Below are 22,910 nucleotides of genomic sequence, written 5' to 3' on the forward strand. Positions count from 1 at the left end.
GCGCGAACCTGAGGTTCAGCGCACCGAAGCAGAGCGGTGAGCGGCTGGGTTACTTATGCAGCACAAACTGACCGGTGAAACGCACCGCGTCACGGCCATCGGCGGCGAGAATGCGGCTGTGAAGCGTCAGACGCGAGCGGCCACGGCGGCGGTAGATGGTCTCGAAACGTTCCCAGGCCCCCTCGTCCGGCGCCGAGCAGATGGCCGTAGCGTCATCGACTACTGGAAGCGGATAGTCAATCTGCCCTTCCTGGATCACGATATGACCGTCGTCGATGCCGGCTTCGCGCAGGCGCAGATGCAGCCACCCCCAGCCCGCCAGCACCGAAGCGCAGTACAGGCTGCCACCGAACATGCTGCTCTTGTGGTTGATGTTCGCTTGCAACGGGACCTTCAAGCGCAGCTCATGATTTTCCCAATGCTCGACACGCAAGCCCATTGCTCGGGTCAGCGGGATGTCGTGGTGCAGGATGGCTTCCAGGTAGCGGCTATCACGGCTCATGCCGGGCGGATTCCTAAAACGTTTGCGGATACAGGCAGACGTCAAGCATGACTGCTGAGTCACGATATTGCCAGTTTCCGAAATGCTTTTTAGCGCCCCGATAAAGGCTTCTGGATGCGCGGCGCCTGTTCAGCGAGCCGGTTGTTTCTGCTGGTACGCGCAATAGCCGGGCCGTGGGCCGACATGCGGATGGTTGCGGCAGGTGTCCGGGCGCTTGGCGTAGACCGTGCACAAGCGTGTCTTGCGATCGAGGAAGAGGCAATCGCCGTTGGCCAGGCGGGTCAGGGTGAAGATGCCGTGCTTCTGATTGAAGTGCTCGACGATGCCGGCTTTGCTCAAGCGCTTGGCAACATTCTTAGGTGGTTCGTCACGCTCGAAAGCGTCGACCAGCTCCAGGCGAATCAGGTCGTCGAAACGCACTTCGACGGGCAGCGTGCAGCAGGTCGCTTGGCAATCGCGGCACAGCCCGTTGCTGTATCGAGCCCAGGTCTCCAGGCGGTCGGGGTCGGCTGAAGCGATTATGCGTGTCTTCACGAGGGCGGTATCGGTAATGGCGGCGCGCGATCATAACGACACGGCGCGGAATTTCCAGCGAATCCGACGAGTCGAACGCCGGACAGACGGTCACGCAAACTCAGACGAAACCTGCAAACCTGTTTGCATTGCCATTTACAGCGGTGGCCCGGCGCCGCCATGAACCCCTCATTTTCCTATTCTCAGCGCCACGAGGTCTGTCCATGACGCAAGAAACGACCGCTCCCAACGCCGATAAGGTCACTGCTTTTCGTGAAAACGTGATCAGCAAGCTGACCTACTCGATCGGCAAGGACCCCGAGCATGCCTCCGACCATGACTGGTTCGAGGCGGTGGCGCTGGCCACCCGTGACCGCATGATCGACCAGTGGATGGATCGTACCCGGCAGGGCTATCGCGAAGGCAAGAAGCGGGTCTATTACCTCTCGCTGGAATTTCTGATCGGCCGTCTGCTCACCGACAGCCTCAGCAACCTGGGCCTGCTCGATGTCGCGCGCGAGGCGCTGGCCGGCGTAGATGTCGACTTCGACCACATTCGTGTGCTCGAGCCTGACGCCGCACTGGGTAATGGAGGCCTGGGGCGGCTGGCAGCCTGCTTCATGGAAAGCATGGCGACCCTCGGTGTGGCCGCGCACGGCTATGGCATCCGCTACGATCACGGCCTGTTCCGCCAGGCGATCGTCGATGGTTGGCAACACGAGCAGACCGAAACCTGGCTGAACTTCGGTAACCCCTGGGAATTCGAGCGCCCGGAAGTCAGCTACCTGATCGGCTTCGGCGGTAGCGTGGCAGCGATGCCATCGGACGGCAGCAGCTCCGATCAGCCCAAGCATTTCTGGCACTGGGCCGAAGGCGTACGTGCAATTGCCTACGACACGCCCGTGGTGGGTTGGCGTGGCGCCAGCGTCAATACGCTGCGCCTGTGGCGTGCGCGGGCCGAGGCGGATTTTCATCTAGAGCGCTTCAACGCCGGCGACCACATCGGGGCGGTTGCCGAGGAAGCGCGCGCTGAAAGTATTTCCCGTGTGCTGTATCCCGCCGATAGCACCGAGGCGGGGCAGGAACTGCGCCTGCGGCAGGAGTATTTCTTCGTCGCCGCTTCGCTGCAGGATTTGATACGGCGCCACCTGGACCAGCGCGGAACCTTGTTGAACCTGCCCGAGTTCGCTGCGATTCAGCTCAACGACACGCACCCCGCCATTGCGGTTGCCGAGTTGATGCGCTTGCTGGTGGATGTGCACGACATTCCCTGGCGTAAGGCCTGGGAGCTGACCGTCGGTACGCTGTCTTATACCAACCACACGCTGCTGCCCGAGGCGCTGGAAACCTGGCCCGTAGGGCTGATGGAGCGTCTGTTGCCGCGGCACATGCAGATCATCTACCTGATCAATGCCCAGCACCTCGATGCCTTGCGTGAGCGCGGTATCCACGACGTAAACCTGCTGCGATCGGTCTCGCTGATCGAGGAAGGCCATGGCCGCCGCGTGCGCATGGGCAACCTCGCGTTTCTCGGTTCGCACTGCGTCAACGGGGTGTCGGCACTGCACACCGGTCTGATGCGCGAGACGGTGTTTACGGATCTGCATTCGCTGTATCCCAAGCGGATCAGCAACAAGACCAACGGCATCACCTTCCGCCGCTGGCTGTATCAGGCCAACCCCCAGCTGACCCGTTTGCTGGTCGATCACGTCGGTGAAGAGCTGCTTGATTCACCGGAGACGCTACTGCGCCAGCTGGAGCCCTGCGCCGATCAGCCGGATTTTCGTGCCCGCTTCGCAGCCCAGCGCCTGGGCAACAAGCAATTGCTGGCGCGCATGATTCAGGATCGGCTGGGGATCAGCGTCGATCCGAATGCGTTGTTCGATGTGCACGTCAAGCGCATCCACGAATACAAACGACAGTTGCTGAACCTGTTGCATACCGTCGCGCTGTACCAGGCGATTCGCTCCGATCCGGGCGGCCATTGGGTACCGCGCGTGAAGATCTTTGCCGGCAAGGCGGCGGCCAGTTATCACACGGCCAAACTGATCATTAAGCTGACCAACGATATCGCGCGGACCATTAATGATGATCCGACGGTGCGTGGCTTGCTGAAGGTCGTGTTCCTGCCCAACTACAACGTCAGCCTGGCCGAGCGCATCATCCCGGCCGCGGACCTGTCCGAGCAGATCTCTACCGCCGGACTCGAGGCGTCGGGAACCAGCAACATGAAATTCGCCCTCAATGGCGCGCTGACCATCGGCACGCTGGATGGCGCCAACGTCGAAATGTGCGAGCAGATCGGCGCCGAGCACATGTTCATCTTTGGAATGACTGCCGAAGAGGTCGAGGCGCGCAAACAGGCCAACGAGTACAACGCCGAAGCCACCATCATCGGTTCGCCGCGACTGAACGAAGTATTGATGGCAATCCGCAATGGAGCCTTCTCGGCTGAAGATCCGGGTCGCTATACCGCCTTGATCGACGGCCTGAAATGGCACGATACCTTCATGGTCTGTGCCGACTTCGAAGCCTATTGGCAGGCGCAGCTGGAAGTCGAGGCGTGCTGGCGCGATGCGGACAGCTGGTGGCGTTCAGCGGTGCTCAATACCGCACGCACCGGCTGGTTCTCCTCCGATCGGACTATTCGCGAATACGCCGAGGAAATCTGGAAAGTGCTGTGACGGGGAATGGGTGGCTGATCAGACCGTTGTCTGTTTGGCACAAAAGCGGTTCTGGGATGTTGGAGGCGGAAGCTTGCAGGCCCTTTACCGCTCCGCTGAACTCTGCACACCGTCGGCAGGTCTGAGGGGGGTTAGTTTCCCCCTGGCCTGCTAAACTGCGCGGGCTTACCCATCCCTCCGGAGCCATTCCATGTCACGCGTAACTCTGAGTCGCTACTTGATTGAGCAGACCCGCAGCAACAACACTCCTGCAGATCTGCGCTTCCTTATCGAAGTAGTGGCCCGAGCGTGCAAGGAAATTAGCCACGCGGTCTCCAAAGGCGCGCTGGGCGGTGTGCTCGGCAGCGCCGAAAGCGAGAACATCCAGGGCGAAGTGCAGAAAAAGCTCGACGTTCTGTCCAACGAAATCCTGCTTGAAGCCAACGAGTGGGGCGGTCACCTGGCCGGCATGGCGTCCGAAGAAATGGACAACGCTTACCAGATCCCTGGCAAGTATCCGAAGGGCGCTTACCTGCTTGTCTTCGATCCGCTGGACGGCTCCAGCAACATTGACGTCAACGTGTCGGTCGGCACCATTTTCTCGGTGCTGCGTTGCCCGGACCATTGCTTTAGCCAGAATGATGCGCTCGGTGAGGAAGCGTTTCTGCAGCCGGGTACCAAACAGGTCGCTGCCGGTTACGCGATCTACGGCCCGCAAACCATGCTGATACTGACCCTGGGTAACGGCGTCATGGCCTTCACCCTCGACCGCGAACTGGGCAGCTTCGTATTGACTCACGAAAACCTCCGCGTGCCGGAAAGCACCGCCGAATTCGCCATCAACATGTCCAACCAGCGCCACTGGGAAGCACCGGTGCAGCGCTACGTCAGTGAATTGTTGGCCGGCGAAGAAGGCCCGCTCACCAAGAACTACAACATGCGCTGGATCGCCTCGATGGTCGCCGATGTGCACCGCATCCTGACCCGCGGCGGCATGTTCATGTACCCGCGCGATTCCCGCGAGCCTGGCAAGGCCGGCAAGCTACGCCTGATGTACGAAGCCAACCCGATGTCCTTCATCATCGAACAGGCCGGCGGCGCGGCAACCACCGGCACTCAGCGCATCCTCGACGTGCAGCCCGAGTCGCTGCACCAGCGTGTCCCGGTGTTCCTGGGCTCCAAGGAAGAAGTCGAGCGCGTCACCGGTTACCACAAGGCCTGACAAGTGACCTCGTCCTCAAAGGATTTACTGAACTGGTGGTTCGGTGAGGGCGTTACCGCCACTGAAATAGCAGACGCGAAGAACGGCCTCTGGTTCGGCTACAAGCCTGAACAGGATGCCGAAGCGCGGGAACGTTTCGGTGGCCTCAGCGAACGAGCACTTGCCGGTGAGCTGAACGATTGGGCAGGGTCGCCGCAGGGCTGGCTCGCGCTTGTCCTTTTGCTCGACCAACTGCCGCGCATGATCCATCGCGGCACACCGCAGGCGTTCGCCGGCGGCGAACGCGCACTGCAGCTTGTGCGGGACGGCATGGCCCACGGCGGCGACGTCCTGCTTGCACCGATCCAGCGAGTGTTTATCTACCTGGTGTTGGAGCACGCTGAAGATCTCAGCGTCCAGGATCAGGCCGTTCAGCAGTTCGAGCAGCTTCTTGGCATTGCCGATACAGATGAGCGAAAGCTGTTTGCCGGTTTCCTCGACTTCGCTGAACGCCATCGGCAGGTCATTGCCCGTTTTGGCCACTTCCCCCATCGCAACGAAATACTCGGACGCACCTCCAGCGAGGCCGAACGGGCTTTTCTTGCCGAGCCCGGCTCGCGCTTCTAGCTTTCCCCAGGAACCTTCCTGGGCGGCTCGTTTTCTATCTGTTATCGCAAGGCAAGGCCAAGCAAGGCCCGTTGCCGACCAACAAAGGATCCTTTCATGTCGTTGCGCTATTTATCGCTGATCGTGGCTGTCGTGCTGGTGGCTGCGTGCAGCCCAGTGACCCAGGAAAACTTCGCCAAGTTGCAGGCCGGGATGTCCCGCGTCGAGGTTGAAGAATTGCTGGGCAAGCCGGGTGAGTGCGCGGGTGCGCTGGGCATGTCGAGTTGCACCTGGGGCCAGAAGAATCGCTTCATCAGCATCCAGTTCGCAGGCGACAAAGTCATGATGTTCTCTGGCCAAGGCCTGAAATAAGGAGGTCGCATGCGTCTGCTGGTTGCGCTTTTCTCAGTACTGCTTATCTCTGGATGTGCCGGCTCCGGTAACGATGTCGACGGGCCGGACACAGCCGGGCAGGTCGACCTGAAACGCTACCAGGGCGCCTGGTACGAGCAGGCGAGATTGCCTATGTTCTTCCAGCGTAACTGCGTCCGATCGGAAGCCAACTATCGTCTGCAGAACGACGGCCGTATGGCCGTGACCAATCGCTGTGAAACAACCGATGGCGAATGGAAGCAGGCGCAAGGCGAAGCGTTCCCTCAGCAGGAGGGGCGAACGGACAAGCTGTGGGTTCGCTTCGACAACTGGTTCAGCAAGCTCTTCCCGGGCCTGACCAAGGGGCATTACTGGATTCTCTATCTGGCCGATGACTACAGCGTGGCGCTGGTCGGCAGCCCGGATCGGGACAACCTCTGGCTACTGTCGAGGGACAAGGAGATCGACGCGGCAACGCGCGACAGGCTGCTCGACGAGGCGCGCAAGCGTGGCTACGACACCAGCGAGCTGATTTGGCGCGGCGAGTCGTCCTAAGCGTCGCCGCCCCAAGCCGCGCTCGGCAACTGGTCACTCCCAGTTCAAGCGCGCCAGTTGCCATTCTCCGTCCGTAAGCCACCATTCGAGCCGGACGTCGTAGTGGCCGAGGCGCTGCGGTAACCAGCCCTCAGCGCCGGTCAACGCGATCTGTGCCTCGCTGTAGCCCTTGTCCGGGTAGGTTGGGTCAATCCAGCTGCGGTTATTGAGCGCGATGACGCTCACGCTGCGATGACGCAAGAACATCAAGGCAGCCGTGCGCCGAACCCAGTCCCGGTCCAGCTCTCGATTGGCGCTGAACTCGGTGTGAACAACGTCAAGGAGCTGCGAGGTGTCCTTGTTTTCGATGCGGTTCTGCAGCGTTTCAACTGCCGCCTGTAGCGCAGCCTCTGGATCATCCCGGCCGCACCCGACAAGCAGCAGCGTGATCGCCAACGCCGCGGTGGCTAATTTCCATAGGAGCATGCCGAACCTCTCGAACCTCGTTATGATGCCGGAAACGTCAGGCGGGTCCGCGACCCGCGCACCGACCACGGAGTGTGCCATGCAGACCTTGTATCCGGAGATCAAACCCTACGCCCGGCATGAGCTGGCGGTTGAAGCGCCGCATGTGCTTTACGTCGACGAGAGTGGATCGCCGGAGGGTCTGCCTGTGGTGTTCGTGCACGGTGGCCCAGGCGGTGGTTGCGATGCGCTGAGTCGCCGTTTCTTCGACCCCAACCTGTATCGCATCATCACCTTCGATCAGCGTGGCTGCGGTCGTTCCACCCCCCATGCAAGCCTCGAAAATAACACCACGGCGCACCTGATCGCAGACATGGAGCACATCCGCGAATTTCTCGGTATCGACAAGTGGGTGCTGTTCGGCGGCTCCTGGGGCTCGACGCTGTCACTCGCGTATGCGCAGAGCTTTCCAGAACGCGTCCATGCCCTGATTTTGCGGGGCATCTTTCTCTGCCGCCCGAAGGACCTCAGGTGGTTCTACCAGGACGGTGCCAGCCGTTTGTTCCCCGACTATTGGCAGGATTACATTGCACCGATCCCGCCGGAAGAGCGCGGTGACCTGATGCAGGCCTTCTACAAGCGCCTCACGGGCACCGACCAGATTGCCCAAATGCATGCAGCCAAGGCCTGGTCATGCTGGGAGGGACGCACCGCGACGTTGCGACCTAATACCCAGGTCGTCGACCGCTTCTCCGATACACATCGGGCGCTGGCGATGGCGCGCATCGAATGCCACTACTTCGTCAATCAAGCGTTTCTGCAGCCGGATCAGCTCTTGCGCAACATGCACAAGATTGCGCACCTGCCGGGCATCATCGTGCATGGTCGCTACGACGTCATCTGTCCGCTGGATAACGCCTGGGAACTCCACGAGGTGTGGACTAACAGCGAGCTGCAGATCATTCGTGAGGCAGGACACTCGGCTTCCGAGTCGGGCATCTGCGACGCGCTGGTGCGAGCCGCCGCCGATATTGCCAAGCGGCTACTCGATTTGCCGCCCGAGGAAGCCTGATGAAGGCGCTGATCCAGCGCGTGCAACAGGCGCGGGTCGAGGTGGCGGGCGAGGTGGTTGGTTCGATCGAGCAGGGGCTGCTGGCGCTGGTAGGGGTCGAACGAGAAGATGATCGCGCGCGTGCCGACAAGCTTCTGCACAAGCTGTTGCGATATCGAGTGTTCAGCGACGAAAACGGCAAGATGAACCGCTCGCTTGCAGATGTCGGTGGAGGTTTGTTGCTGGTGTCTCAATTCACGCTGGCGGCCGACACAGGCAGTGGCCTGCGGCCGAGCTTCTCGAGCGCCGCACCGCCGGCCCTTGGCGAAGAACTCTACGATTATCTGGCTGCTCAGGCGCGTCTTCAGCATCCAACTGTGGCCTTCGGCCGTTTCGGTGCCGCTATGCAGGTGCACCTTCAAAACGACGGGCCGGTGACCTTTCTGCTGGAGAGCTGAGGGGTAGCGCGGCAGGGCAGTCAGCGTCTCGACGGTTCGAGGCCGTTGTCGTGCAACCAGGTAATCGCATACTCGCGTAGCTGCACGGTCTGGTAGTCCAGCCAGGCCTGACGGACCGCTGGAAAATCTTCCAGCTTGAAGTCGAAGGTCCGCAGCGGCTTGCGTCCTTGCAGTGCGCTGCTGAGAACGGCATGGGCGTTGGGGTCATGCTGGGTAAACAGAAACGCCTCGCGCATGGCGATGGACTGCGATAAACCGAGCGGTTCGATGTGCAGATATCGATCATCCTGCACATCATATTTCTCATTGACGCCCGGCGCGGCTTCGCCAGGAAAAACCGCGCGTATTTGGCCCGATTCCAAATCCAGGTAATGCTCGCTGGCATCGCGGTTTTCCAGTGCGTATTCCAGGCGGTGAAGGTCGATGGTCAAGGGTCGCATGGCTACAACTGTTATTAGGGTTCACAGCCTATGACCCGTACGCACCCGCTGCGTGCGCTACGTTCATCGGTACTGTGTCGCATCTTGGCAAACAGGAGCGTCAGAACAACCGCGCCAACAGGGCACTGACGGCCGTTTCTACGCGCAGAATGCGATCACCGAGTTGCACAGGCTGTAGGCCGGCCTCGGTGAGTTTCTCCACTTCGTAGGGTATCCAGCCGCCTTCCGGGCCGATGGCGAGCGTCACCGGTTCGCTCAGTGCGCGGGGGCAGGTCGGGTAATCACCCGGATGACCTACCAGACCGTGGGTGCCAGTGACCAGTTGTGGCAGGCGGTCTTCGACGAAGGGTTTGAAGCGTTTCTCGATGCTAACCTCAGGCAGCACCGTGTCGCGCGCTTGTTCCAGGCCGAGCTGCAACTGCTCGCGAATGGCCAGCGGCTCGAGGAACGGGGTCTGCCAGAAGCTCTTTTCCACGCGGTAACTGTTGAGCAACACAAGCCTGGGCACGCCCATGCTGGCAACGGTCTGTAGCACGCGGCGCAGCATTTTCGGGCGGGGCAAGGCCAACAGCAGCGTAACGGGCAATTTGGCGGGTGGGGCTTGCTGAAGCCTGATCTCGAGTTCGGCTTCTCTGTCATCCAGACGCAGCAGCTGCCCTTTGCCCATCTGTCCGCCTAGCAACCCGACCCGCAGGGAGCCACCTGCCTCGGCGCGGTGAACCTCCTGGATGTGTGTCAGGCGGCGGTCACGCAGGATGACCCGATCAGCGGCAACGAAGTCGGCCGCCTCCAGCAGCAGCAGATTCACGGACGTGAAGCAGGCGGTTGATCGCCGGGGTGGGGCTCGCTGCTGTCTGCATCGCCGCGGAACTCCCCCTCGCGCTTTTTCACCATGCTGCCGCAGATCAACCCGGCTTCGAACAGAATCCACATAGGTATGGCGAGCAGTGCTTGGGAGAAGACATCCGGTGGCGTCAGCACCATGCCGATCACGAAGCAGCCGACGACGACGTACGGGCGACTCTTGCGCAACGTCTCTACATCAACGATGCCGACCCAGATCAGCAGGAACGTCGCTACCGGAATCTCGAACGCCACACCAAAAGCGAAGAACAGCGTGAGCACGAAATCCAGGTACTGGCCGATGTCGGTCATCATCGCCACGCCTTCCGGCGTCACGCTGGCAAAGAAGCCGAACATGATCGGAAACACCACGAAGTAGGCGAAGGCCATGCCGCCGTAGAAGAGAAAGATGCTGGAGATCAGCAGAGGCACCGCTACGCGCTTTTCATGCTTGTATAGACCGGGGGCGATGAAACTCCAGATCTGATGCAGGATGACCGGCATCGACAGGAATAGCGCCACCATCATGGTCAGCTTGAACGGCGTCAGGAATGGCGAGGCGACACCGGTGGCGATCATAGTCGCGCCTTCCGGCAGGTATGCCCTGAGTGGCGCGGCGACCAGCGCATAGATCTGTTGCGAGAAGTAGAACAGCCCGGCAAACAGCAGCAGGATCGCCACCGTGCAGCGCAGCAGTCGCTTGCGCAACTCGGTCAGGTGGGCAATCAGCGGCATTTCCTGATCATCGATGGATGTTTTGCTCATGGCTCAGGCGATTTGTCCGGGCGGGGTACGGGGGCCGTGTCGGCGGGTTTGGCTTCGGCAGGCGCTGCCTTTTCAAAATGGCTGGCATCTGGCGGCGGCGTGGCCGATTGCGGGGATGGTGTGCTGTTGGCGCTGGGCGAACTTGGCATGATGCTCTGCTTCATTTCCCGCTCAAGGTCGAGGATGCGCTCGTTGTGCAGCTGACGACGAATCTCGTCGGCGCCAATTTCGCGCTCGACCTCGGATTTGATGTTGGCAAAGCTTCGCTTGGCGCGCCCGATCCACAGGCCAGCGGTACGCACGGCACCGGGCAGGCGCTCCGGGCCAAGTACGAACAGCGCAACCAGACCGATCAGCAGCAGTTCGGTGAAACCGATATCGAACATGGCGCCTCAGTTCTTCTTCGTCGGTTCTTCGACCTTGCGGGCCTCGGCATCGATGGTGTGGCTCTGTTTCTCCTCGACACCGGGTTTTTCCTCATCGGTACCCATGGACTTGCGGAACCCCTTGATTGCATCGCCGAGATCCGAGCCCAGGCCCTTGAGGCGCTTGGTGCCAAAAAGCATGACCACGATGAGCAGAACGATCAGGAGTTGCCAGACGCTGATTCCACCAAAACCCATGCTGTAGTACTCCAGAGTTATTTATCAGGATTGTGGGCGAGCGGCTTTTTCCGCATGCCCAGAGAGACCGAAACGCCGGTCCAGTTCGTCCAGCACCGCCTGCGGGTGTTGGTCCAGTGCCGCCAGCATCACCAGGCTGTGAAACCAGAGGTCGGCGGTTTCGTAGATCAGGTCGCTGGCGTCTCCACTGGCTGCAGCATCCTTTGCTGCCAGTATGGTTTCCACCGACTCTTCGCCGACCTTTTCGAGAATCTTGTTAAGTCCCTTGTGGTAGAGGCTGGCTACATAGGAACTGTCTGCCGCGGCGCCTTTTCGGGCTTCCAGCACCTCGGCCAGACGGGAAAAAGTATCACTCATGTGCGTGCCCCGCGTATATCGTGCGCGGGTCCTTGAGAACCGACTCGACTGTCTTCCAATCGCCATTCTCGAAGACCCGGTAGAAGCAGCTTTCGCGACCGGTATGACAGGCGATGCCGCCGACTTGCTCGACCATCAGCACGATCACGTCGGCATCACAGTCCAGGCGCAGTTCATGGAGCTTTTGCACGTGGCCGGATTCTTCGCCCTTGCGCCATAGCTTGCCACGCGAACGTGACCAATAGATGGCGCGGTGCTCCGCAGCGGTCAGCTCCAGCGCTTCGCGGTTCATCCAGGCCATCATCAGGATGCGCCCGGTTTGATGGTCCTGGGCGATCGCCGGTACCAGCCCGTCTTCGTTCCAGTTGATTTGGTCCAGCCAGTTCATCGAATTCTCCACTCTGTACGCGCAGTGTGCCAGCCTGCCCGACCGCTGGCTATCGGCGCACCACGATGTAGATGCCGGCTGCCAGCATCAGCCAGGCGGGCCAGGTCGCCAGCGCGGAAAAGCTCTCGACGGTGGCCGCCAGCGTGGCACCTCCGGCCAGCAGCGCAGCGCCGATCAGGCGCAATGGCCAGTGCCGATGGTGCTCTTGCCAGGGCGGCGGCGGGTTATTCGCATGGGGTCCCGACATGCGCTCGAGCAGCTCGCGGGTCATGCCGGCCAGATGCGGCAGCTGCTCGATCTGCGCCTGGGCATTCTTCAACAACTGCTTCGGGCTCATCCGTTCGCGCATCCAGCGCTCCAGGTACGGCTGGCCGGTGGTCCACAGGTCGAGTTCCGGGTACAGCTCGCGGCCCAGGCCTTCGATGTTGAGCAACGTCTTCTGCAACAACACCAGCTGCGGCTGGACCTCCATGTTGAAGCGACGGGCAACCTGAAACAGGCGCACCAGCAATTGGCCGAAGGAAATGTCCTTCAGCGGCTTCTCGAAGATGGGCTCGCAAACGGTACGGATCGCCGCCTCGAATTCGTTGACCTTGGTCTCTGCAGGTACCCAGCCCGAGTCGATATGCAGCTGCGCCACCTTGCGGTAGTCACGCTTGAAGAAGGCCATCAGGTTGCGCGCCAGGTAGTCCTGATCTTCCGGCGTAAGGCTGCCGACAATACCGAAGTCGACCGCGATGTATTGCGGGTTCCACGGCTGGTGCGTGCTGACGAAAATGTTGCCGGGGTGCATGTCGGCATGGAAAAAACTGTCCCGGAAGACTTGGGTGAAGAAGATCTCCACGCCGCGCTCGGCCAGCTGTTTCATGTCGGTGCGCTGCTCGGCGAGGCGCTTCATGTCAGTCACCGGCACGCCGTAGATGCGCTCCATCACCAGCACCTGCGGGCGACAGTAGTCCCAGTAAACCTGTGGGACGTAGAGCAGCGGCGAGCCTTGGAAGTTGCGCTTGAGCTGGCTGGCGTTAGCCGCTTCGCGCAACAGATCGAGCTCGTCGTAGATGGTCTTGGCGTAGTCGTCGACCACTTCCACGAGATGCAGGCGGCGCGCCTCGTTGGAGGCGCGTTCGGCCGTCTTCGCCAGCAGGAATAACCAGGCAATGTCCTGGCTGATGATCGGGCGCAGGTTCGGCCGCACTACTTTCACCACGACTTCTTCGCCGCTGCGCAATTTGGCCGCATGCACCTGGGCGACCGAGGCGGACGCCAGTGGCTTGCTGTCGAACCGCGCGAACACCTCGCCGACTGGCGCACCGAGCTCGCGCTCGATGAGTGCTGTGGCGACTGCGGAGTCGAACGGCGGTACCCGATCCTGAAGCATGGCCAGCTCTTCGGCGATATCCAGCGGCAGCAAGTCGCGGCGGGTCGAAAGAATCTGGCCAAACTTGATGAAGATCGGCCCCAGCCCTTCCAGTGCCAGGCGCAGACGCGCCCCTCGCGAGAGCTCGGTGCGCCGGCGCGGCAGCCAACGCCATGGCAGCAGGTAACTGGTTGAGCGCAGCCACCACGGCATCGGCAGATCTAGAATAATATCGTCCAGGCGGTAGCGGATCACCACCAGCAGGATGCGAAACAGGCGGCGGGCCGCGGCGAACAGCTTCATTCGGGTCGGTCTGGTTTCTGGGAGTGGGTAAGCCGCTCGATGCGGGCTTCGAGTCGGTCGAGGCTGAGCTTGAGTCGGTCAAGCTCAGCGAAGCGCGTTTCAGCCTCGGCTATGCCGACCAGTGTGCGTGATTCTTCGCTGAGGTATTCGCTCAGGTTCAGCTGCAGGCTATCCGCAGTTTGTCGCAACCAGGCGGATTGGCTCCGCGCGCTGGAACCGAGCAGATGCGCGCCGACCGGACCCAGCCAACGCGATACCTCGTATTCCCAGTCCAGGTCGAGATCCTGCAGAACTTCGGCGAGGCTCATCAGCACGCCGCTGTCGCCGTCGATTTCGACATTTGGGCCATGCAGGATGGCCGTCTTGTTGCGGTTGGTCGCCAGGCGCAGCAGGTCAGTGGCGGAAGCGCGCAGGCGGCAATCCGGCTCGCTGCCCCATTGCGTCGCTAACCGCAGGCCATCGGTATCGGCCAGGATGAACAGTTTCCACGCCGGTGCCGTGCAGTCTACTTCGATGATCCGGCCACTGAGCCTGGCCAGCCGCGGCAGGGCGGTCGGATCCAGACGCAGAACGCGGTTGAGGCCGCGCTCAGCGCCGGCCAGCAGGGCAGCGCGCAACATCAGGGCTTGATGCCGCGGTGCAGTGCGACGATGCCGCCGGTCATGTTGTGGTAAGTGACGCGCTCGAAGCCGGCGTCTGCCATCATGCCCTTCAGCGTTTCCTGATCCGGATGCATGCGGATCGATTCGGCCAGGTAGCGGTAGCTCTCGGAATCGTTGGTGATCAGCTTGCCCATCATTGGCAACAGGCTGAACGAGTAGGCATCGTAGGCTTTCGAGAACAGCTGATTGGTCGGCTTGGAAAATTCCAGAACCAGCAGCCGCCCGCCGGGCTTGAGCACGCGCAGCATGGACGCAATGGCGTCTTCCTTGTGCGTCACGTTGCGCAGGCCGAAGGCGATGGTGACCACGTCGAAGTGGTTGTCCGGGAACGGCAGCTTCTCGGCGTCGGCCTGGACGAACTTGACGTTGCCGGCCACCCCCTTGTCCAGCAGACGGTCACGGCCGACCTTGAGCATCGAGGCGTTGATATCGGCCAGCACCACTTCGCCAGTCGGGCCGACGATACGGGAGAACTGGCGCGCCAGGTCGCCAGTGCCGCCGGCGATATCCAGCACGCGGTTGCCGTGACGGACACCGGACAGCTCGATGGTGAAGCGCTTCCAGAGGCGATGCACGCCGCCAGACATCAGGTCGTTCATCAGATCGTATTTGGCGGCTACAGAATGAAATACCTCTGCCACCTTCTGCGCTTTTTCGCTCTCCGGCACGTTCTTGTAGCCGAAGTGGGTGGTGGCTTCTGCGTCACGCTCTTTGCGGGGATCGGTCATGTCACTTTCACCGGAAGAATGTGCCGGCATTCTAAACCTAAAAGCATCGTTGAGCGCCAAGCCGCGAGCGGCAAGTCAGCGCAGCCCATGACTGGCGGAGGCAGCCTGGCAGCTGGCTCGGGCTTCGCAACTGCTATAGTGCGCGCCTTTTTCAACAGCCAGTCAGGAGCCGCCATGGCCCGCATCATCGTCGAGCGCAACCACAGCCTTGGCCGGGACGCCGCGCGTGAGAAGGCGGAGCAGCTGGCGGCGAAGCTGGAGCGTGATTTCGGCGTGCGCTGCGAGTGGAAGGGTGACGTACTGGAAGTACGCCGCAGCGGCGCGGACGGGCGTATCGAGGTGGAGGAAGACCGGGTCCGTGTGTTGCTCAATCTCGGCCTGCTGATGTCGGCCATGGGCGCCAGCGTTCAGGCGCAGATCGAGCGCGCCTTGGACAAGGCGCTGGCAGCCTGACGCTGGCTCGGTCGTAAGGGTGGATGTCGTTTTTTACATCCGCCGTGTTGCCTGCCGGTGGGACGATGAATCGCGATTCACCCTACCAGCGTCTTACGATTCGCCTTTAAAGCATCATCTTCACTGGCGAGATATCCGGGTCTCGAGACTTCCCCGCGGTAGCCAGCGCATTGAGGTAATCGGCCCACAGCTGTTGATGGTCGACGGCCAGATGATGCAGGTAATCCCAGGTATACAGGCCGCTGTCGTGGCCGTCGCTGAAGATCAACTTCAGCGCGTATTGCCCGGCTGGCTCGATGCCTTCGAGCGCAACGTTGATCTTGCCGGTCTGCAGGATCGGATTGCCATGTCCCTGCACTTCGGCGGAAGGGGAGTGCACGCGCAGAAATTCGGCGGTTAGCACGTAGCGCTGCTCCGAACCGTACTCCAGCTCCAGCGTTTTCGATGCCTTGCGAAGCTTGATCGCGGTGGGGATACGCATGGGCCTGCTCCGTTGAAATTTGAAGCCTGAAGCCAGCGCTTCTACTTCCAGCGACAGGCTTTCAGCTTCCAGCTGCTTTTAAAGAATGTAGCGCGATAGATCTTCGTCTTCGGCCAGTTCTCCGAGGTGGCTGTTGACGTAAGCGGTATCGATGCGAATCGGCTCACCGTTCTGCTGTCCGGCCAGATCGCCAGCGCTGAACGAGACCTCTTCCAACAGCCGCTCGAGCAGCGTGTGCAAGCGTCGAGCGCCAATGTTCTCGGTCTTCTCGTTGACCTGCCAGGCGATTTCCGCCAAACGCTTGATCCCGTCGGCGGCGAATTCGATCTCTAGTCCTTCGGTTTTCAGCAACTCGCGGTACTGTTCGGTCAGCGAGGCGTGCGGTTCGGTGAGGATGCGCTCGAAGTCTTCCGGCGACAGCGCCTTGAGCTCGACGCGGATCGGAAGGCGACCCTGGAGTTCCGGTACCAGGTCGCTGGGCTTGGACAGGTGGAACGCGCCCGAGGCGATGAACAGGATATGGTCAGTCTTGACCATGCCCAGCTTGGTGTTGACCGTGCTGCCTTCGATCAGTGGCAGCAGATCGCGCTGCACGCCCTCGCGGGACACATCGGCGCCGCTGGTATTGCCGCGCTTGGCGACCTTGTCGATCTCATCGATGAAGACGATGCCGTGTTGCTCCACCGCTTCCAAGGCACGGGCTTTGAGCTCTTCCTCATTGACCAGGCGCGCGGCCTCTTCATCGCGGACCAGCTTGAGCGCGTCCTTGATCTTCAGCTTGCGGCTCTTCTTCTTTCCTTTGCCCATATTGGAGAACAGGTTCTGCAGCTGATTGGTCATCTCCTCCATGCCCGGCGGAGCCATGATTTCGACGCCAGCCGGGCTCTCGGCTACTTCGATATCGATTTCCTTGTCGTCCAGCTGGCCTTCGCGCAAACGCTTGCGGAATAGCTGGCGCGTATTGGAGTCGGCGCTCTGCGTGGGTTGTTCATCGTTGAAGCCAGCCGGCCGGGCCTGCGGCAGCAGCGCGTCGAGGATGCGTTCTTCAGCCGCATCCTCAGCGCGATGGCGCATCTTCACCACTTCCTGCTCGCGCAGCATCTTCAATGCGGCATCGGCTAGATCACGAATGATCGACTCGACATCACGACCGACATAACCAACCTCGGTGAATTTCGTCGCTTCAACCTTGATGAACGGCGCATTGGCCAGCTTGGCCAGGCGACGGGCGATTTCAGTCTTGCCGACGCCGGTCGGCCCGATCATCAGAATGTTCTTCGGCGTGACTTCCGGGCGCAGCTCAGCGGAAAGCTGCATGCGCCTCCAGCGGTTGCGCAGGGCGATGGCGACGGCGCGTTTGGCGTCGTCCTGGCCGATGATATGGCGGTTGAGTTCGTGGACGATCTCGCGGGGCGTCATGGACATGGTGCGGTACTCCGGGACTCGAGGGCGGTTAGACCGCGCTGTCGAGCTCCTCGATGGTCAAGTTCTGATTGGTGAAGACGCAGATGGTGCCGGCGATGTTCAGCGCGGTTTCGGTGATGTCCTGCGCGGACATGCTCTCGTCGCCTTTTTGCATCAATGCCATGGCGGCGGCCTGGGCGAAACCGCCGCCGGAGCCCATAGCGATCAGGTCGTTTTCCGGCTGAACCACGTCTCCGTTACCGGTGATGATCAGCGAAGCGTCCTTGTTGGCAACCGCGAGCATGGCTTCCAGGCGGCTCAGCGAACGGTCGGTCCGCCAGTCTTTGGCCAGCTCGACGGCAGCGCGCACGAGGTGACCTTGGTGTTTTTCCAGCTGGCCCTCGAAGCGCTCGAACAGGGTGAAGGCGTCGGCGGTGGCACCCGCGAAACCGGCCAGGACCTGGCCGTGATACAGGCGCCGGACCTTCTTGGCGTTGCCTTTCATGACGGTGTTGCCGAGGGAAACCTGGCCGTCGCCGCCCATGACGACTTTGCCGTTGCGGCGCACTGAAACGATGGTGGTCAAAGGAAAATCTCCACGCAGCGGGGCGATGAATGCCCGAATGCGGTTGATATGGGGGACGCTGCCACGCATTTCAACCGGCGTTCGGGATTCGCGTCCCCCGATGCGCTGTCCTGCCTATCGGCGCGGATCAGGGGGTGAGATTGTCAGGCGGCACCTTACCAGCCGCTGGGGTCGGCCCTATGGCGCGGGGGCTCGCAGGGCGATGAGCTATGAGGCACAGCAGCATGCGCGCTAAAGATGCGCGGAGCCGCCTATTGCATCGCGAAATCCAGCTGCCGCCAGGCCTCGTAAACGGCGACGGCAACGGTGTTGGACAGGTTCAGGCTGCGGCTGTCTGGGCGCATCGGCAGGCGCAGGCGCTGCTCGCTCGGCAATGCATCGCGGATCTCTGGCGGTAGGCCGCGGCTCTCGGGTCCGAACAGGAAGGCATCGCCGCGCTGGAACTGAACCTGATGAAACGGCTGCGAACCCTTGGTGGTGAAGGCGAACAGGCGAGGGTGGCCGAGGCTCTCGAGGCAGCTGTCGAGATCGGCGTGTCGCTTGAGCGGCGCGTACTCGTGATAATCCAGCCCGGCGCGGCGCAGCCGCTTGTCATCCAGCTCAAAGCCCAGCGGCTCGATCAGGTGCAGGCTGCAGCCGGCATTGGCGCAGAGCCTGATAATGTTGCCGGTATTCGGCGGAATCTCCGGTTGAAAAAGGATTACATGGAACATGCGCGGCACCGACTCTGAAAACGACCGGCATTCTACTGCGGCAGGCGACCCTGCGGCAGGCGACCCGCTACGTCGCATTCGCCGGCGCTTTTTCGGCTCGCTGGTGTTACTCGGGCTGTTGTTCGGCTCGTTCCTTGGTCACATCTTTCGGCCGGAACCGGTGGAGTTGTTGCGCGTCGAGCCGATAGCGAGTGGACTGCAGCTATGGTTCAACCGCGAGGCGGAGCTCTACAGTCAGGACGTCGATGGCGCTGTCGGGATGCTCTTTCAGTCCACGGGCAGTGCCGATGCCGGGCGTGTTGAAATCGAGGGCACCAGTGCGGCTTGGCGTGTGCAGGCGACAGAGAAGGGGTTGCTGCTGCATTTCGTGGCGACCCGACCGCTTGTAGCCAGCTGGTCGGGGAAGAAGATCGATGGCGAGTGGCGCTTGCTGGTCAAGGTCAGGTCGCGTTGAAGCGAGCCGGTTTGACCGCGGTTGCCGGGTCAGCCTTCGTCTCCCTCGTCCTCGTCCGCGCTGTCTCCGCCCATGCCCAGTTCCTTGATTTTGCGCGTCAAGGTATTCCGCCCCCAGCCTAGCAACAGGGCCGCATCGCGGCGCCGCCCGGCGGTGTGTTTGAGCGCGGTTTCGATCATGATGCGCTCGAATTCCGGCACGGCCTCGTCGAGCAGGTTCGACTGGCCCCGAGTCAGCGCCAGGTCGGCCCAATGGCGCAGCGCCTGCTCCCAATTGTTCGACGGCATGGCATCGGCCGGTTGATTGAGCAGCTCCGGTGGCAGGTCATCGACATGCACCTCGCGCCCGGACGCCATTACCGTGATCCAGCGGCATGTGTTCTCAAGCTGCCGAACGTTGCCTGGCCACGGCAGGTTCTGCAGGTATTCCTCGGTTTCAGGCTTGAGCAGCTTGGTCTCGACTGCCAATTCGGTAGCGGCACTGGCGAGAAAATGCGCGGCCAGCGTCGGGATGTCTTCGCGGCGGTCGGACAGGCGGGGGATGTGGATGCGAATGACGTTCAGCCGATGGAACAGGTCCTCGCGAAACTTGCCGGCCTGTACCAGGGTTTCAAGGTCCTGGTGGGTGGCAGCAACGATGCGCACGTCGACCTTGACCGGTATGTGACCGCCGACCCGATAGAACTCGCCGTCAGCCAGTACGCGCAGGAGGCGGGTCTGGGTGTCGGCGGGCATGTCGCCGATTTCGTCGAGAAACAGGGTGCCGCCATCGGCCTGCTCGAAGCGGCCGCGACGCTGATTGGCGGCGCCGGTGAAGGCGCCTTTCTCGTGACCGAACAGCTCCGACTCCATCAGGTCCTTGGGGATCGCGGCCATATTCAGCGCTATGAAGGGCGATGCCGAACGCGGGCTGTGGCGGTGCAGGGCGTGGGCGACCAGTTCTTTGCCGGTGCCGGACTCGCCATTGATCAAGACCGTGATGTTGGAGTGGGAAAGGCGACCAATGGCGCGGAATACCTCCTGCATCGCCGGTGCCTCGCCGATGATTTCCGTCGTGTGGCGCTGGTCGGCTGGCGGCTTGAGGCCTTGCTGCTCTTTCGCATGCTGATTCGCGCGCTTGACCAGGGACACTGCTTCATCGACGTCGAATGGCTTGGGCAGGTACTCGAAGGCGCCGCCCTGATACGAGGCAACGGCGCTGTCCAGGTCTGAATGCGCGGTCATGATGATCACCGGCAGGCGCGGGTAGAGATCGCGGATCTGCGCGAGCATGTCGAGGCCGCTGATGCCGGGCATGCGGATGTCAGAAATGATCACGTCCGGCTGTTGCCGCGCGAGCTTCGCCAGTACGCCATCGGCGCTGTCGAAACTCTCCGTGGTCATGCCCGCCTGTTGCAGCGCTTTCTCCAAAACCCAGCGGATGGAGCGGTCATCGTCAACAATCCAGACAGTTTCGCTGCGACTCATGCGGTTGGTGCTCCTTGTTCCAGCGGTAGGAAGATCGAGAACGCGGTATGCCCGGGATGGCTTTCGCATTCGATCAGGCCCTGGTGCTGGCTGATGATGTTCTGGGTGATGGCCAAGCCGAGCCCGGTGCCGTCAGGACGGCCGCTGACCATCGGGTAGAAGAGGGTGTTCTGTAGTCCGGCGGGGATGCCCGGACCGTTGTCGATGATCTCGATCCGCGCCACCAGGCGATGGCGAATGTGACCGATGGTGAATTGGCGCAGCGAGCGAGTGCGCAGCGTCAGGCGGCCGAGCCCCAGTTCGGATTGCCCGGCAAGCGCCTGCATGGCATTGCGCATGATGTTGAGCACGGCTTGAATCATCTGTTCGCGATCCATCAGGACTTCGGGAATGCTCGGGTCGTAGTCGCGCACCAAAATGAGGCTGCCCTGGCATTCGGCTTCGATCAGGCTGGCGACATGTTCGAGAACCTCGTGAATGTTGGTCATCGCCAGCAATGGCAGCTTGTTCGAACCGAGCATGCGGTCGACCAGATTTCGCAGACGATCAGCCTCCTCGATAATGACTTCGGTGTAGTCCTTGAGGTGCTCTTCGGGTAGCTCGCGTGCCAGCAGCTGGGCGGCGCCGCGTATACCGCCGAGCGGATTCTTGATCTCATGGGCGAGGCCACGAACCAGCATCTTGGTGGTCTCCTGCTTGGACAGCTGCGCCTCTTCCTTGGTGATACGCAGCAGCCGGTCGCGTGGCAGCACTTCCAGCAGGAGCATCGTCTCCTGCTTCGTCAGCACCGGCGTCACGGCGTAGTCCACGGTCAGCGATTGCCCGCTGGCGGAGGTCAATGTCGCTTCTCGCTTGGTGAATGGATGCGCTTCTTCGACAGCGAGGCGCAATGCAGCCAAGGCTTCGGAGGATTCAGTGAAGAGTTCGCTGATGAACTGGCCGTGGCTGCGCTGGCCGCTGACTGCCAGCAGCATCTCGGCAGCGGGGTTCATGTATTCCAGGCGCAACCTTGAGTTCAGCAGCAGGGTCGCGGTGGTGAGATTCTCGATCAGCAGGCGCTGTAGGGCTTCGTTGATCATGACAGTCTGCGTCCGGGGTGTAAGGCAGCAAATGCAAGAAGCAAACCAATGCGCACCATTTCGGGCACGGCGCCGTGAGCACTAGGGCTCCAGAGCGGGGCGTCGAACGAGAAGGGCGGCGCTAAATCAGATGGCTGAATCTATGCACCATTCCGGTGCATAGAATGATCATAGAAAGGGCACGAATGGAATGTCTTTCTTTTCCTTCGGCTTGTCTTTCAACGCGCACTCGGGGCGGACGCCGTAGTCGCCCTTCTTGCATGGGTTGACCATGCGGCGCTGCACAAGCGAGGTGCGCATCATGTGGAATACGCGGGGCGCGCTGGACTGCAGGCTCTCACCTTGACTGTCGATAACGTCGACCATCAGCTGATGGCTGCCTCGGTCGACGTTTTGCAGCATCACTACAGGGCTCTCGCCCGGCGCGCCTGCCGGGGCGCCATCGAGTAACACGCGATATTGGTGACCGGGATGCAGAGCGGGATTACTGGTCACGCTGACTGTCAGCTCGCCGGCATTGTTGCGGATGGTGGCATCGGCAATGGGTTGCACGATATCGAGCAAGGTGTAGCCGGGCGTGGTTGGCTTGAGCACCTTAATCGCCTGCTTTGGTGGCGGTACGGGCTGGGCTGCCATGCTGTTGGCCGGTTTGGTCTCGACCGGCTCGGCTGCGTGGCCCGCGGGGCGATCAGTAAAAACTCGATTACCCTCGGCGTCGATATAACTGTAGATCGCCGCGCCAGCGGGTAGCGTTAGCGTCAGCAACAGGCCGAACAGGCCAAGCCGCAAAGCGCGCCTCATCGACGTGCCGGGCTTGAAGTGTGCACCCGCTGAACGGTGAATTGTTCCTCGGCCTGCTGCACGACCTGCCCGCCACTGAGCACCTGCACCTCGAGCAGGTGGGTTCCGCGATCCACGTTGGTCAGCTGCAGCGCAGTCGTGGTGCTGGGTTCTGCCTGGGGAACGCCGTCGAGCAGGAAGCGGATCTGGTGGCCCTGCTTTAGCGGCGGGTCGAGTTGGGCGTTGACCACAAAGGTGCCGCTGTTTGCGCGCAACGCCTGCTCATCCGGGATGCCACCGATCGCGAGAGTCCGATAGGGCTGCTGTTGTCCCTCGCTGCGTTGCTCGTTGGCAAGGGGTGGCGGGGCGTCAGGCGTCTTGATGTTCACGGTGTTGGCGGGTGGAAGATCGACAGCGTTTGCCTCGACGCCCTCGGGAGGTTGATTAGTGAAGACAGTGTTGCCCTTGTCGTCGGTGTATTTGTAGATCTGCGCCATGGCGGGGGCGATGACGATGAGCAGCAGGCCGAACAATGCAATGCGCATAGGAAGCTCCGCGTTAGGGATGACTGGAAGCCTTGCACCGCTCCGGCAGCTAGGCAAGTGCAACCGTTGCGATTTGCGATCGACGCCACTCCGGCCGCTTGCCGTAACGAGGGGGCTG

General features: G+C 61.5%; 30 protein-coding genes. 9 read left to right on the forward strand and 21 right to left on the reverse strand.

The features are described from left to right. Positions 1 to 49: 49 nt before the first annotated feature. Both BUE09_RS18750 and BUE09_RS18755 read right to left on the reverse strand, forming a co-directional pair. Complete coding sequence (locus BUE09_RS18750; protein WP_073303425.1) at positions 50 to 502, reverse strand: thioesterase domain-containing protein; 453 nt, start codon at positions 500 to 502, stop codon at positions 50 to 52. A gap of 129 nt (positions 503 to 631) precedes the next feature. Beyond that, positions 632 to 1,036: a YkgJ family cysteine cluster protein gene (locus BUE09_RS18755; RefSeq protein WP_019340514.1), complete on the reverse strand. Its 405-nt coding sequence runs from the start codon at positions 1,034 to 1,036 to the stop codon at positions 632 to 634. A 203-nt stretch (positions 1,037 to 1,239) separates the two neighbouring features. Here BUE09_RS18755 and BUE09_RS18760 point away from each other — a divergent pair, with 203 nt between their 5' ends. The 5 genes from BUE09_RS18760 (at position 1,240) to BUE09_RS18780 (ending at position 6,412) form a co-directional block, all read left to right on the forward strand. Further along, positions 1,240 to 3,699: a glycogen/starch/alpha-glucan phosphorylase gene (locus tag BUE09_RS18760; protein ID WP_073303427.1), complete on the forward strand. Its 2,460-nt coding sequence runs from the start codon at positions 1,240 to 1,242 to the stop codon at positions 3,697 to 3,699. 190 nt (positions 3,700 to 3,889) lie between these two features. Next, positions 3,890 to 4,900 carry a class 1 fructose-bisphosphatase gene (locus tag BUE09_RS18765; protein WP_073303428.1) on the forward strand — a complete coding sequence of 337 codons (1,011 nt, stop codon included), beginning with the start codon at positions 3,890 to 3,892 and terminating at the stop codon, positions 4,898 to 4,900. A gap of 3 nt (positions 4,901 to 4,903) precedes the next feature. Beyond that, positions 4,904 to 5,506 carry a DUF924 family protein gene (locus BUE09_RS18770; protein ID WP_073303430.1) on the forward strand — a complete coding sequence of 201 codons (603 nt, stop codon included), beginning with the start codon at positions 4,904 to 4,906 and terminating at the stop codon, positions 5,504 to 5,506. Positions 5,507 to 5,602: 96 nt separating this feature from the next. Further along, the gene (locus tag BUE09_RS18775) at positions 5,603 to 5,857 is read left to right on the forward strand and encodes a hypothetical protein (protein WP_073303432.1); all 255 of its coding nucleotides are present in this window, start codon (positions 5,603 to 5,605) and stop codon (positions 5,855 to 5,857) included. A 9-nt stretch (positions 5,858 to 5,866) separates the two neighbouring features. Next, positions 5,867 to 6,412, forward strand: coding sequence for a lipocalin family protein (locus BUE09_RS18780; RefSeq protein WP_073303434.1), 546 nt, complete (start codon positions 5,867 to 5,869; stop codon positions 6,410 to 6,412). 33 nt (positions 6,413 to 6,445) lie between these two features. On the opposite strand, the gene BUE09_RS18785 is transcribed toward BUE09_RS18780, so the two are convergent. Then, positions 6,446 to 6,877, reverse strand: a complete 432-nt coding sequence (locus BUE09_RS18785; protein ID WP_073303436.1) for a hypothetical protein — start codon at positions 6,875 to 6,877, stop codon at positions 6,446 to 6,448. Between the two features lie 79 nt (positions 6,878 to 6,956). Here BUE09_RS18785 and pip point away from each other — a divergent pair, with 79 nt between their 5' ends. Together pip and dtd are read left to right on the forward strand one after the other, a co-directional pair. Continuing rightward, positions 6,957 to 7,928 carry a prolyl aminopeptidase gene (pip, locus tag BUE09_RS18790; protein ID WP_073303438.1) on the forward strand — a complete coding sequence of 324 codons (972 nt, stop codon included), beginning with the start codon at positions 6,957 to 6,959 and terminating at the stop codon, positions 7,926 to 7,928. Next, on the forward strand, positions 7,928 to 8,365 hold the full coding sequence (dtd, locus tag BUE09_RS18795) for a D-aminoacyl-tRNA deacylase (protein WP_073303440.1): 438 nt from the start codon (positions 7,928 to 7,930) through the stop codon (positions 8,363 to 8,365). Before pip ends, dtd begins: the two co-directional genes overlap by 1 nt. Before the next feature lie 20 nt (positions 8,366 to 8,385). On the opposite strand, the gene BUE09_RS18800 is transcribed toward dtd, so the two are convergent. From BUE09_RS18800 to ubiE, 10 genes are all read right to left on the reverse strand, one after another. Further along, entirely contained in the window at positions 8,386 to 8,805 is a 420-nt protein-coding gene (locus BUE09_RS18800) for a UPF0158 family protein (protein WP_073303442.1), read from the reverse strand. 100 nt (positions 8,806 to 8,905) lie between these two features. Continuing rightward, positions 8,906 to 9,613, reverse strand: a complete 708-nt coding sequence (locus BUE09_RS18805) for a 16S rRNA (uracil(1498)-N(3))-methyltransferase (protein WP_073303444.1) — start codon at positions 9,611 to 9,613, stop codon at positions 8,906 to 8,908. Next, positions 9,610 to 10,413 (reverse strand): twin-arginine translocase subunit TatC, encoded by an 804-nt coding sequence (gene tatC / locus BUE09_RS18810; protein ID WP_073303446.1) that lies wholly within the window; start codon positions 10,411 to 10,413, stop codon positions 9,610 to 9,612. The genes BUE09_RS18805 and tatC overlap by 4 nt, the downstream gene beginning before the upstream one ends. After that, complete coding sequence (gene tatB / locus BUE09_RS18815) at positions 10,410 to 10,799, reverse strand: Sec-independent protein translocase protein TatB (RefSeq protein ID WP_073303448.1); 390 nt, start codon at positions 10,797 to 10,799, stop codon at positions 10,410 to 10,412. Before tatB ends, tatC begins: the two co-directional genes overlap by 4 nt. A gap of 6 nt (positions 10,800 to 10,805) precedes the next feature. Beyond that, positions 10,806 to 11,036: a twin-arginine translocase TatA/TatE family subunit gene (gene tatA, locus BUE09_RS18820; RefSeq protein ID WP_073303450.1), complete on the reverse strand. Its 231-nt coding sequence runs from the start codon at positions 11,034 to 11,036 to the stop codon at positions 10,806 to 10,808. Between the two features lie 24 nt (positions 11,037 to 11,060). Next, positions 11,061 to 11,393 (reverse strand): phosphoribosyl-ATP diphosphatase, encoded by a 333-nt coding sequence (locus BUE09_RS18825; RefSeq protein ID WP_019340500.1) that lies wholly within the window; start codon positions 11,391 to 11,393, stop codon positions 11,061 to 11,063. Next, a complete protein-coding gene (gene hisI / locus BUE09_RS18830) occupies positions 11,386 to 11,781 on the reverse strand; it encodes a phosphoribosyl-AMP cyclohydrolase (protein WP_073303452.1) in 396 nt (131 codons plus the stop codon). Before hisI ends, BUE09_RS18825 begins: the two co-directional genes overlap by 8 nt. A gap of 49 nt (positions 11,782 to 11,830) precedes the next feature. Then, positions 11,831 to 13,441 carry a ubiquinone biosynthesis regulatory protein kinase UbiB gene (gene ubiB / locus BUE09_RS18835; protein WP_073303454.1) on the reverse strand — a complete coding sequence of 537 codons (1,611 nt, stop codon included), beginning with the start codon at positions 13,439 to 13,441 and terminating at the stop codon, positions 11,831 to 11,833. Further along, positions 13,438 to 14,061, reverse strand: a complete 624-nt coding sequence (locus tag BUE09_RS18840) for a ubiquinone biosynthesis accessory factor UbiJ (protein WP_073303456.1) — start codon at positions 14,059 to 14,061, stop codon at positions 13,438 to 13,440. Before BUE09_RS18840 ends, ubiB begins: the two co-directional genes overlap by 4 nt. Beyond that, entirely contained in the window at positions 14,061 to 14,831 is a 771-nt protein-coding gene (gene ubiE, locus BUE09_RS18845) for a bifunctional demethylmenaquinone methyltransferase/2-methoxy-6-polyprenyl-1,4-benzoquinol methylase UbiE (RefSeq protein WP_073303501.1), read from the reverse strand. Before ubiE ends, BUE09_RS18840 begins: the two co-directional genes overlap by 1 nt. 174 nt (positions 14,832 to 15,005) lie before the next feature. Between ubiE and BUE09_RS18850 the strand changes: the two genes are divergently transcribed. Beyond that, positions 15,006 to 15,284 carry a polyhydroxyalkanoic acid system family protein gene (locus tag BUE09_RS18850; RefSeq protein ID WP_019340495.1) on the forward strand — a complete coding sequence of 93 codons (279 nt, stop codon included), beginning with the start codon at positions 15,006 to 15,008 and terminating at the stop codon, positions 15,282 to 15,284. A 106-nt stretch (positions 15,285 to 15,390) separates the two neighbouring features. On the opposite strand, the gene BUE09_RS18855 is transcribed toward BUE09_RS18850, so the two are convergent. From BUE09_RS18855 to trmL, 4 genes are all read right to left on the reverse strand, one after another. Beyond that, positions 15,391 to 15,765, reverse strand: a complete 375-nt coding sequence (locus BUE09_RS18855) for a gamma-butyrobetaine hydroxylase family protein (RefSeq protein ID WP_073303458.1) — start codon at positions 15,763 to 15,765, stop codon at positions 15,391 to 15,393. A gap of 78 nt (positions 15,766 to 15,843) precedes the next feature. Continuing rightward, positions 15,844 to 17,190: an ATP-dependent protease ATPase subunit HslU gene (gene hslU, locus BUE09_RS18860; RefSeq protein WP_073303461.1), complete on the reverse strand. Its 1,347-nt coding sequence runs from the start codon at positions 17,188 to 17,190 to the stop codon at positions 15,844 to 15,846. A gap of 28 nt (positions 17,191 to 17,218) precedes the next feature. Continuing rightward, positions 17,219 to 17,755, reverse strand: a complete 537-nt coding sequence (gene hslV, locus BUE09_RS18865; RefSeq protein WP_073303503.1) for an ATP-dependent protease subunit HslV — start codon at positions 17,753 to 17,755, stop codon at positions 17,219 to 17,221. A 251-nt stretch (positions 17,756 to 18,006) separates the two neighbouring features. Further along, a complete protein-coding gene (gene trmL, locus BUE09_RS18870; protein ID WP_073303463.1) occupies positions 18,007 to 18,468 on the reverse strand; it encodes a tRNA (uridine(34)/cytosine(34)/5-carboxymethylaminomethyluridine(34)-2'-O)-methyltransferase TrmL in 462 nt (153 codons plus the stop codon). Here trmL and BUE09_RS18875 point away from each other — a divergent pair. Then, positions 18,467 to 18,922 carry a hypothetical protein gene (locus tag BUE09_RS18875; RefSeq protein WP_073303465.1) on the forward strand — a complete coding sequence of 152 codons (456 nt, stop codon included), beginning with the start codon at positions 18,467 to 18,469 and terminating at the stop codon, positions 18,920 to 18,922. The genes trmL and BUE09_RS18875 overlap by 2 nt on opposite strands. A 29-nt stretch (positions 18,923 to 18,951) precedes the next feature. Here the strand turns inward: BUE09_RS18875 and ntrC are convergent, their stop codons facing one another. From ntrC to BUE09_RS18895, 4 genes are all read right to left on the reverse strand, one after another. Then, positions 18,952 to 20,388, reverse strand: coding sequence for a nitrogen regulation protein NR(I) (gene ntrC / locus BUE09_RS18880; protein WP_073303467.1), 1,437 nt, complete (start codon positions 20,386 to 20,388; stop codon positions 18,952 to 18,954). After that, entirely contained in the window at positions 20,385 to 21,467 is a 1,083-nt protein-coding gene (gene glnL / locus BUE09_RS18885) for a nitrogen regulation protein NR(II) (RefSeq protein WP_073303469.1), read from the reverse strand. The genes ntrC and glnL overlap by 4 nt, the downstream gene beginning before the upstream one ends. A gap of 168 nt (positions 21,468 to 21,635) precedes the next feature. Further along, entirely contained in the window at positions 21,636 to 22,268 is a 633-nt protein-coding gene (locus tag BUE09_RS18890; protein WP_073303471.1) for a DUF4124 domain-containing protein, read from the reverse strand. Beyond that, a complete protein-coding gene (locus BUE09_RS18895; RefSeq protein ID WP_073303473.1) occupies positions 22,265 to 22,792 on the reverse strand; it encodes a DUF4124 domain-containing protein in 528 nt (175 codons plus the stop codon). Before BUE09_RS18895 ends, BUE09_RS18890 begins: the two co-directional genes overlap by 4 nt. Positions 22,793 to 22,910 lie beyond the last annotated feature (118 nt).

This window comes from Stutzerimonas xanthomarina DSM 18231, from assembly GCF_900129835.1.
Taxonomy (GTDB): domain Bacteria; phylum Pseudomonadota; class Gammaproteobacteria; order Pseudomonadales; family Pseudomonadaceae; genus Stutzerimonas; species Stutzerimonas xanthomarina.

Excerpts from the sequence above, each read along its gene's own strand:
- BUE09_RS18750 (WP_073303425.1), bottom strand. The coding sequence starts at position 502 with ATGAGCCGTGATAGCCGCTACCTGGAAGCCATCCTGCACCACGACATC.
- BUE09_RS18760 (WP_073303427.1), top strand. The coding sequence starts at position 1,240 with ATGACGCAAGAAACGACCGCTCCCAACGCCGATAAGGTCACTGCTTTT.
- BUE09_RS18765 (WP_073303428.1), top strand. The coding sequence starts at position 3,890 with ATGTCACGCGTAACTCTGAGTCGCTACTTGATTGAGCAGACCCGCAGC.
- BUE09_RS18775 (WP_073303432.1), top strand. The coding sequence starts at position 5,603 with ATGTCGTTGCGCTATTTATCGCTGATCGTGGCTGTCGTGCTGGTGGCT.
- BUE09_RS18780 (WP_073303434.1), top strand. The coding sequence starts at position 5,867 with ATGCGTCTGCTGGTTGCGCTTTTCTCAGTACTGCTTATCTCTGGATGT.
- BUE09_RS18785 (WP_073303436.1), bottom strand. The coding sequence starts at position 6,877 with ATGCTCCTATGGAAATTAGCCACCGCGGCGTTGGCGATCACGCTGCTG.
- pip (WP_073303438.1), top strand. The coding sequence starts at position 6,957 with ATGCAGACCTTGTATCCGGAGATCAAACCCTACGCCCGGCATGAGCTG.
- dtd (WP_073303440.1), top strand. The coding sequence starts at position 7,928 with ATGAAGGCGCTGATCCAGCGCGTGCAACAGGCGCGGGTCGAGGTGGCG.
- BUE09_RS18800 (WP_073303442.1), bottom strand. The coding sequence starts at position 8,805 with ATGCGACCCTTGACCATCGACCTTCACCGCCTGGAATACGCACTGGAA.
- tatC (WP_073303446.1), bottom strand. The coding sequence starts at position 10,413 with ATGAGCAAAACATCCATCGATGATCAGGAAATGCCGCTGATTGCCCAC.
- tatB (WP_073303448.1), bottom strand. The coding sequence starts at position 10,799 with ATGTTCGATATCGGTTTCACCGAACTGCTGCTGATCGGTCTGGTTGCG.
- tatA (WP_073303450.1), bottom strand. The coding sequence starts at position 11,036 with ATGGGTTTTGGTGGAATCAGCGTCTGGCAACTCCTGATCGTTCTGCTC.
- BUE09_RS18825 (WP_019340500.1), bottom strand. The coding sequence starts at position 11,393 with ATGAGTGATACTTTTTCCCGTCTGGCCGAGGTGCTGGAAGCCCGAAAA.
- hisI (WP_073303452.1), bottom strand. The coding sequence starts at position 11,781 with ATGAACTGGCTGGACCAAATCAACTGGAACGAAGACGGGCTGGTACCG.
- ubiB (WP_073303454.1), bottom strand. The coding sequence starts at position 13,441 with ATGAAGCTGTTCGCCGCGGCCCGCCGCCTGTTTCGCATCCTGCTGGTG.
- BUE09_RS18840 (WP_073303456.1), bottom strand. The coding sequence starts at position 14,061 with ATGTTGCGCGCTGCCCTGCTGGCCGGCGCTGAGCGCGGCCTCAACCGC.
- ubiE (WP_073303501.1), bottom strand. The coding sequence starts at position 14,831 with ATGACCGATCCCCGCAAAGAGCGTGACGCAGAAGCCACCACCCACTTC.
- BUE09_RS18850 (WP_019340495.1), top strand. The coding sequence starts at position 15,006 with ATGGCCCGCATCATCGTCGAGCGCAACCACAGCCTTGGCCGGGACGCC.
- BUE09_RS18855 (WP_073303458.1), bottom strand. The coding sequence starts at position 15,765 with ATGCGTATCCCCACCGCGATCAAGCTTCGCAAGGCATCGAAAACGCTG.
- hslU (WP_073303461.1), bottom strand. The coding sequence starts at position 17,190 with ATGTCCATGACGCCCCGCGAGATCGTCCACGAACTCAACCGCCATATC.
- BUE09_RS18875 (WP_073303465.1), top strand. The coding sequence starts at position 18,467 with ATGCGCGGCACCGACTCTGAAAACGACCGGCATTCTACTGCGGCAGGC.
- trmL (WP_073303463.1), bottom strand. The coding sequence starts at position 18,468 with ATGTTCCATGTAATCCTTTTTCAACCGGAGATTCCGCCGAATACCGGC.
- ntrC (WP_073303467.1), bottom strand. The coding sequence starts at position 20,388 with ATGAGTCGCAGCGAAACTGTCTGGATTGTTGACGATGACCGCTCCATC.
- glnL (WP_073303469.1), bottom strand. The coding sequence starts at position 21,467 with ATGATCAACGAAGCCCTACAGCGCCTGCTGATCGAGAATCTCACCACC.
- BUE09_RS18890 (WP_073303471.1), bottom strand. The coding sequence starts at position 22,268 with ATGAGGCGCGCTTTGCGGCTTGGCCTGTTCGGCCTGTTGCTGACGCTA.
- BUE09_RS18895 (WP_073303473.1), bottom strand. The coding sequence starts at position 22,792 with ATGCGCATTGCATTGTTCGGCCTGCTGCTCATCGTCATCGCCCCCGCC.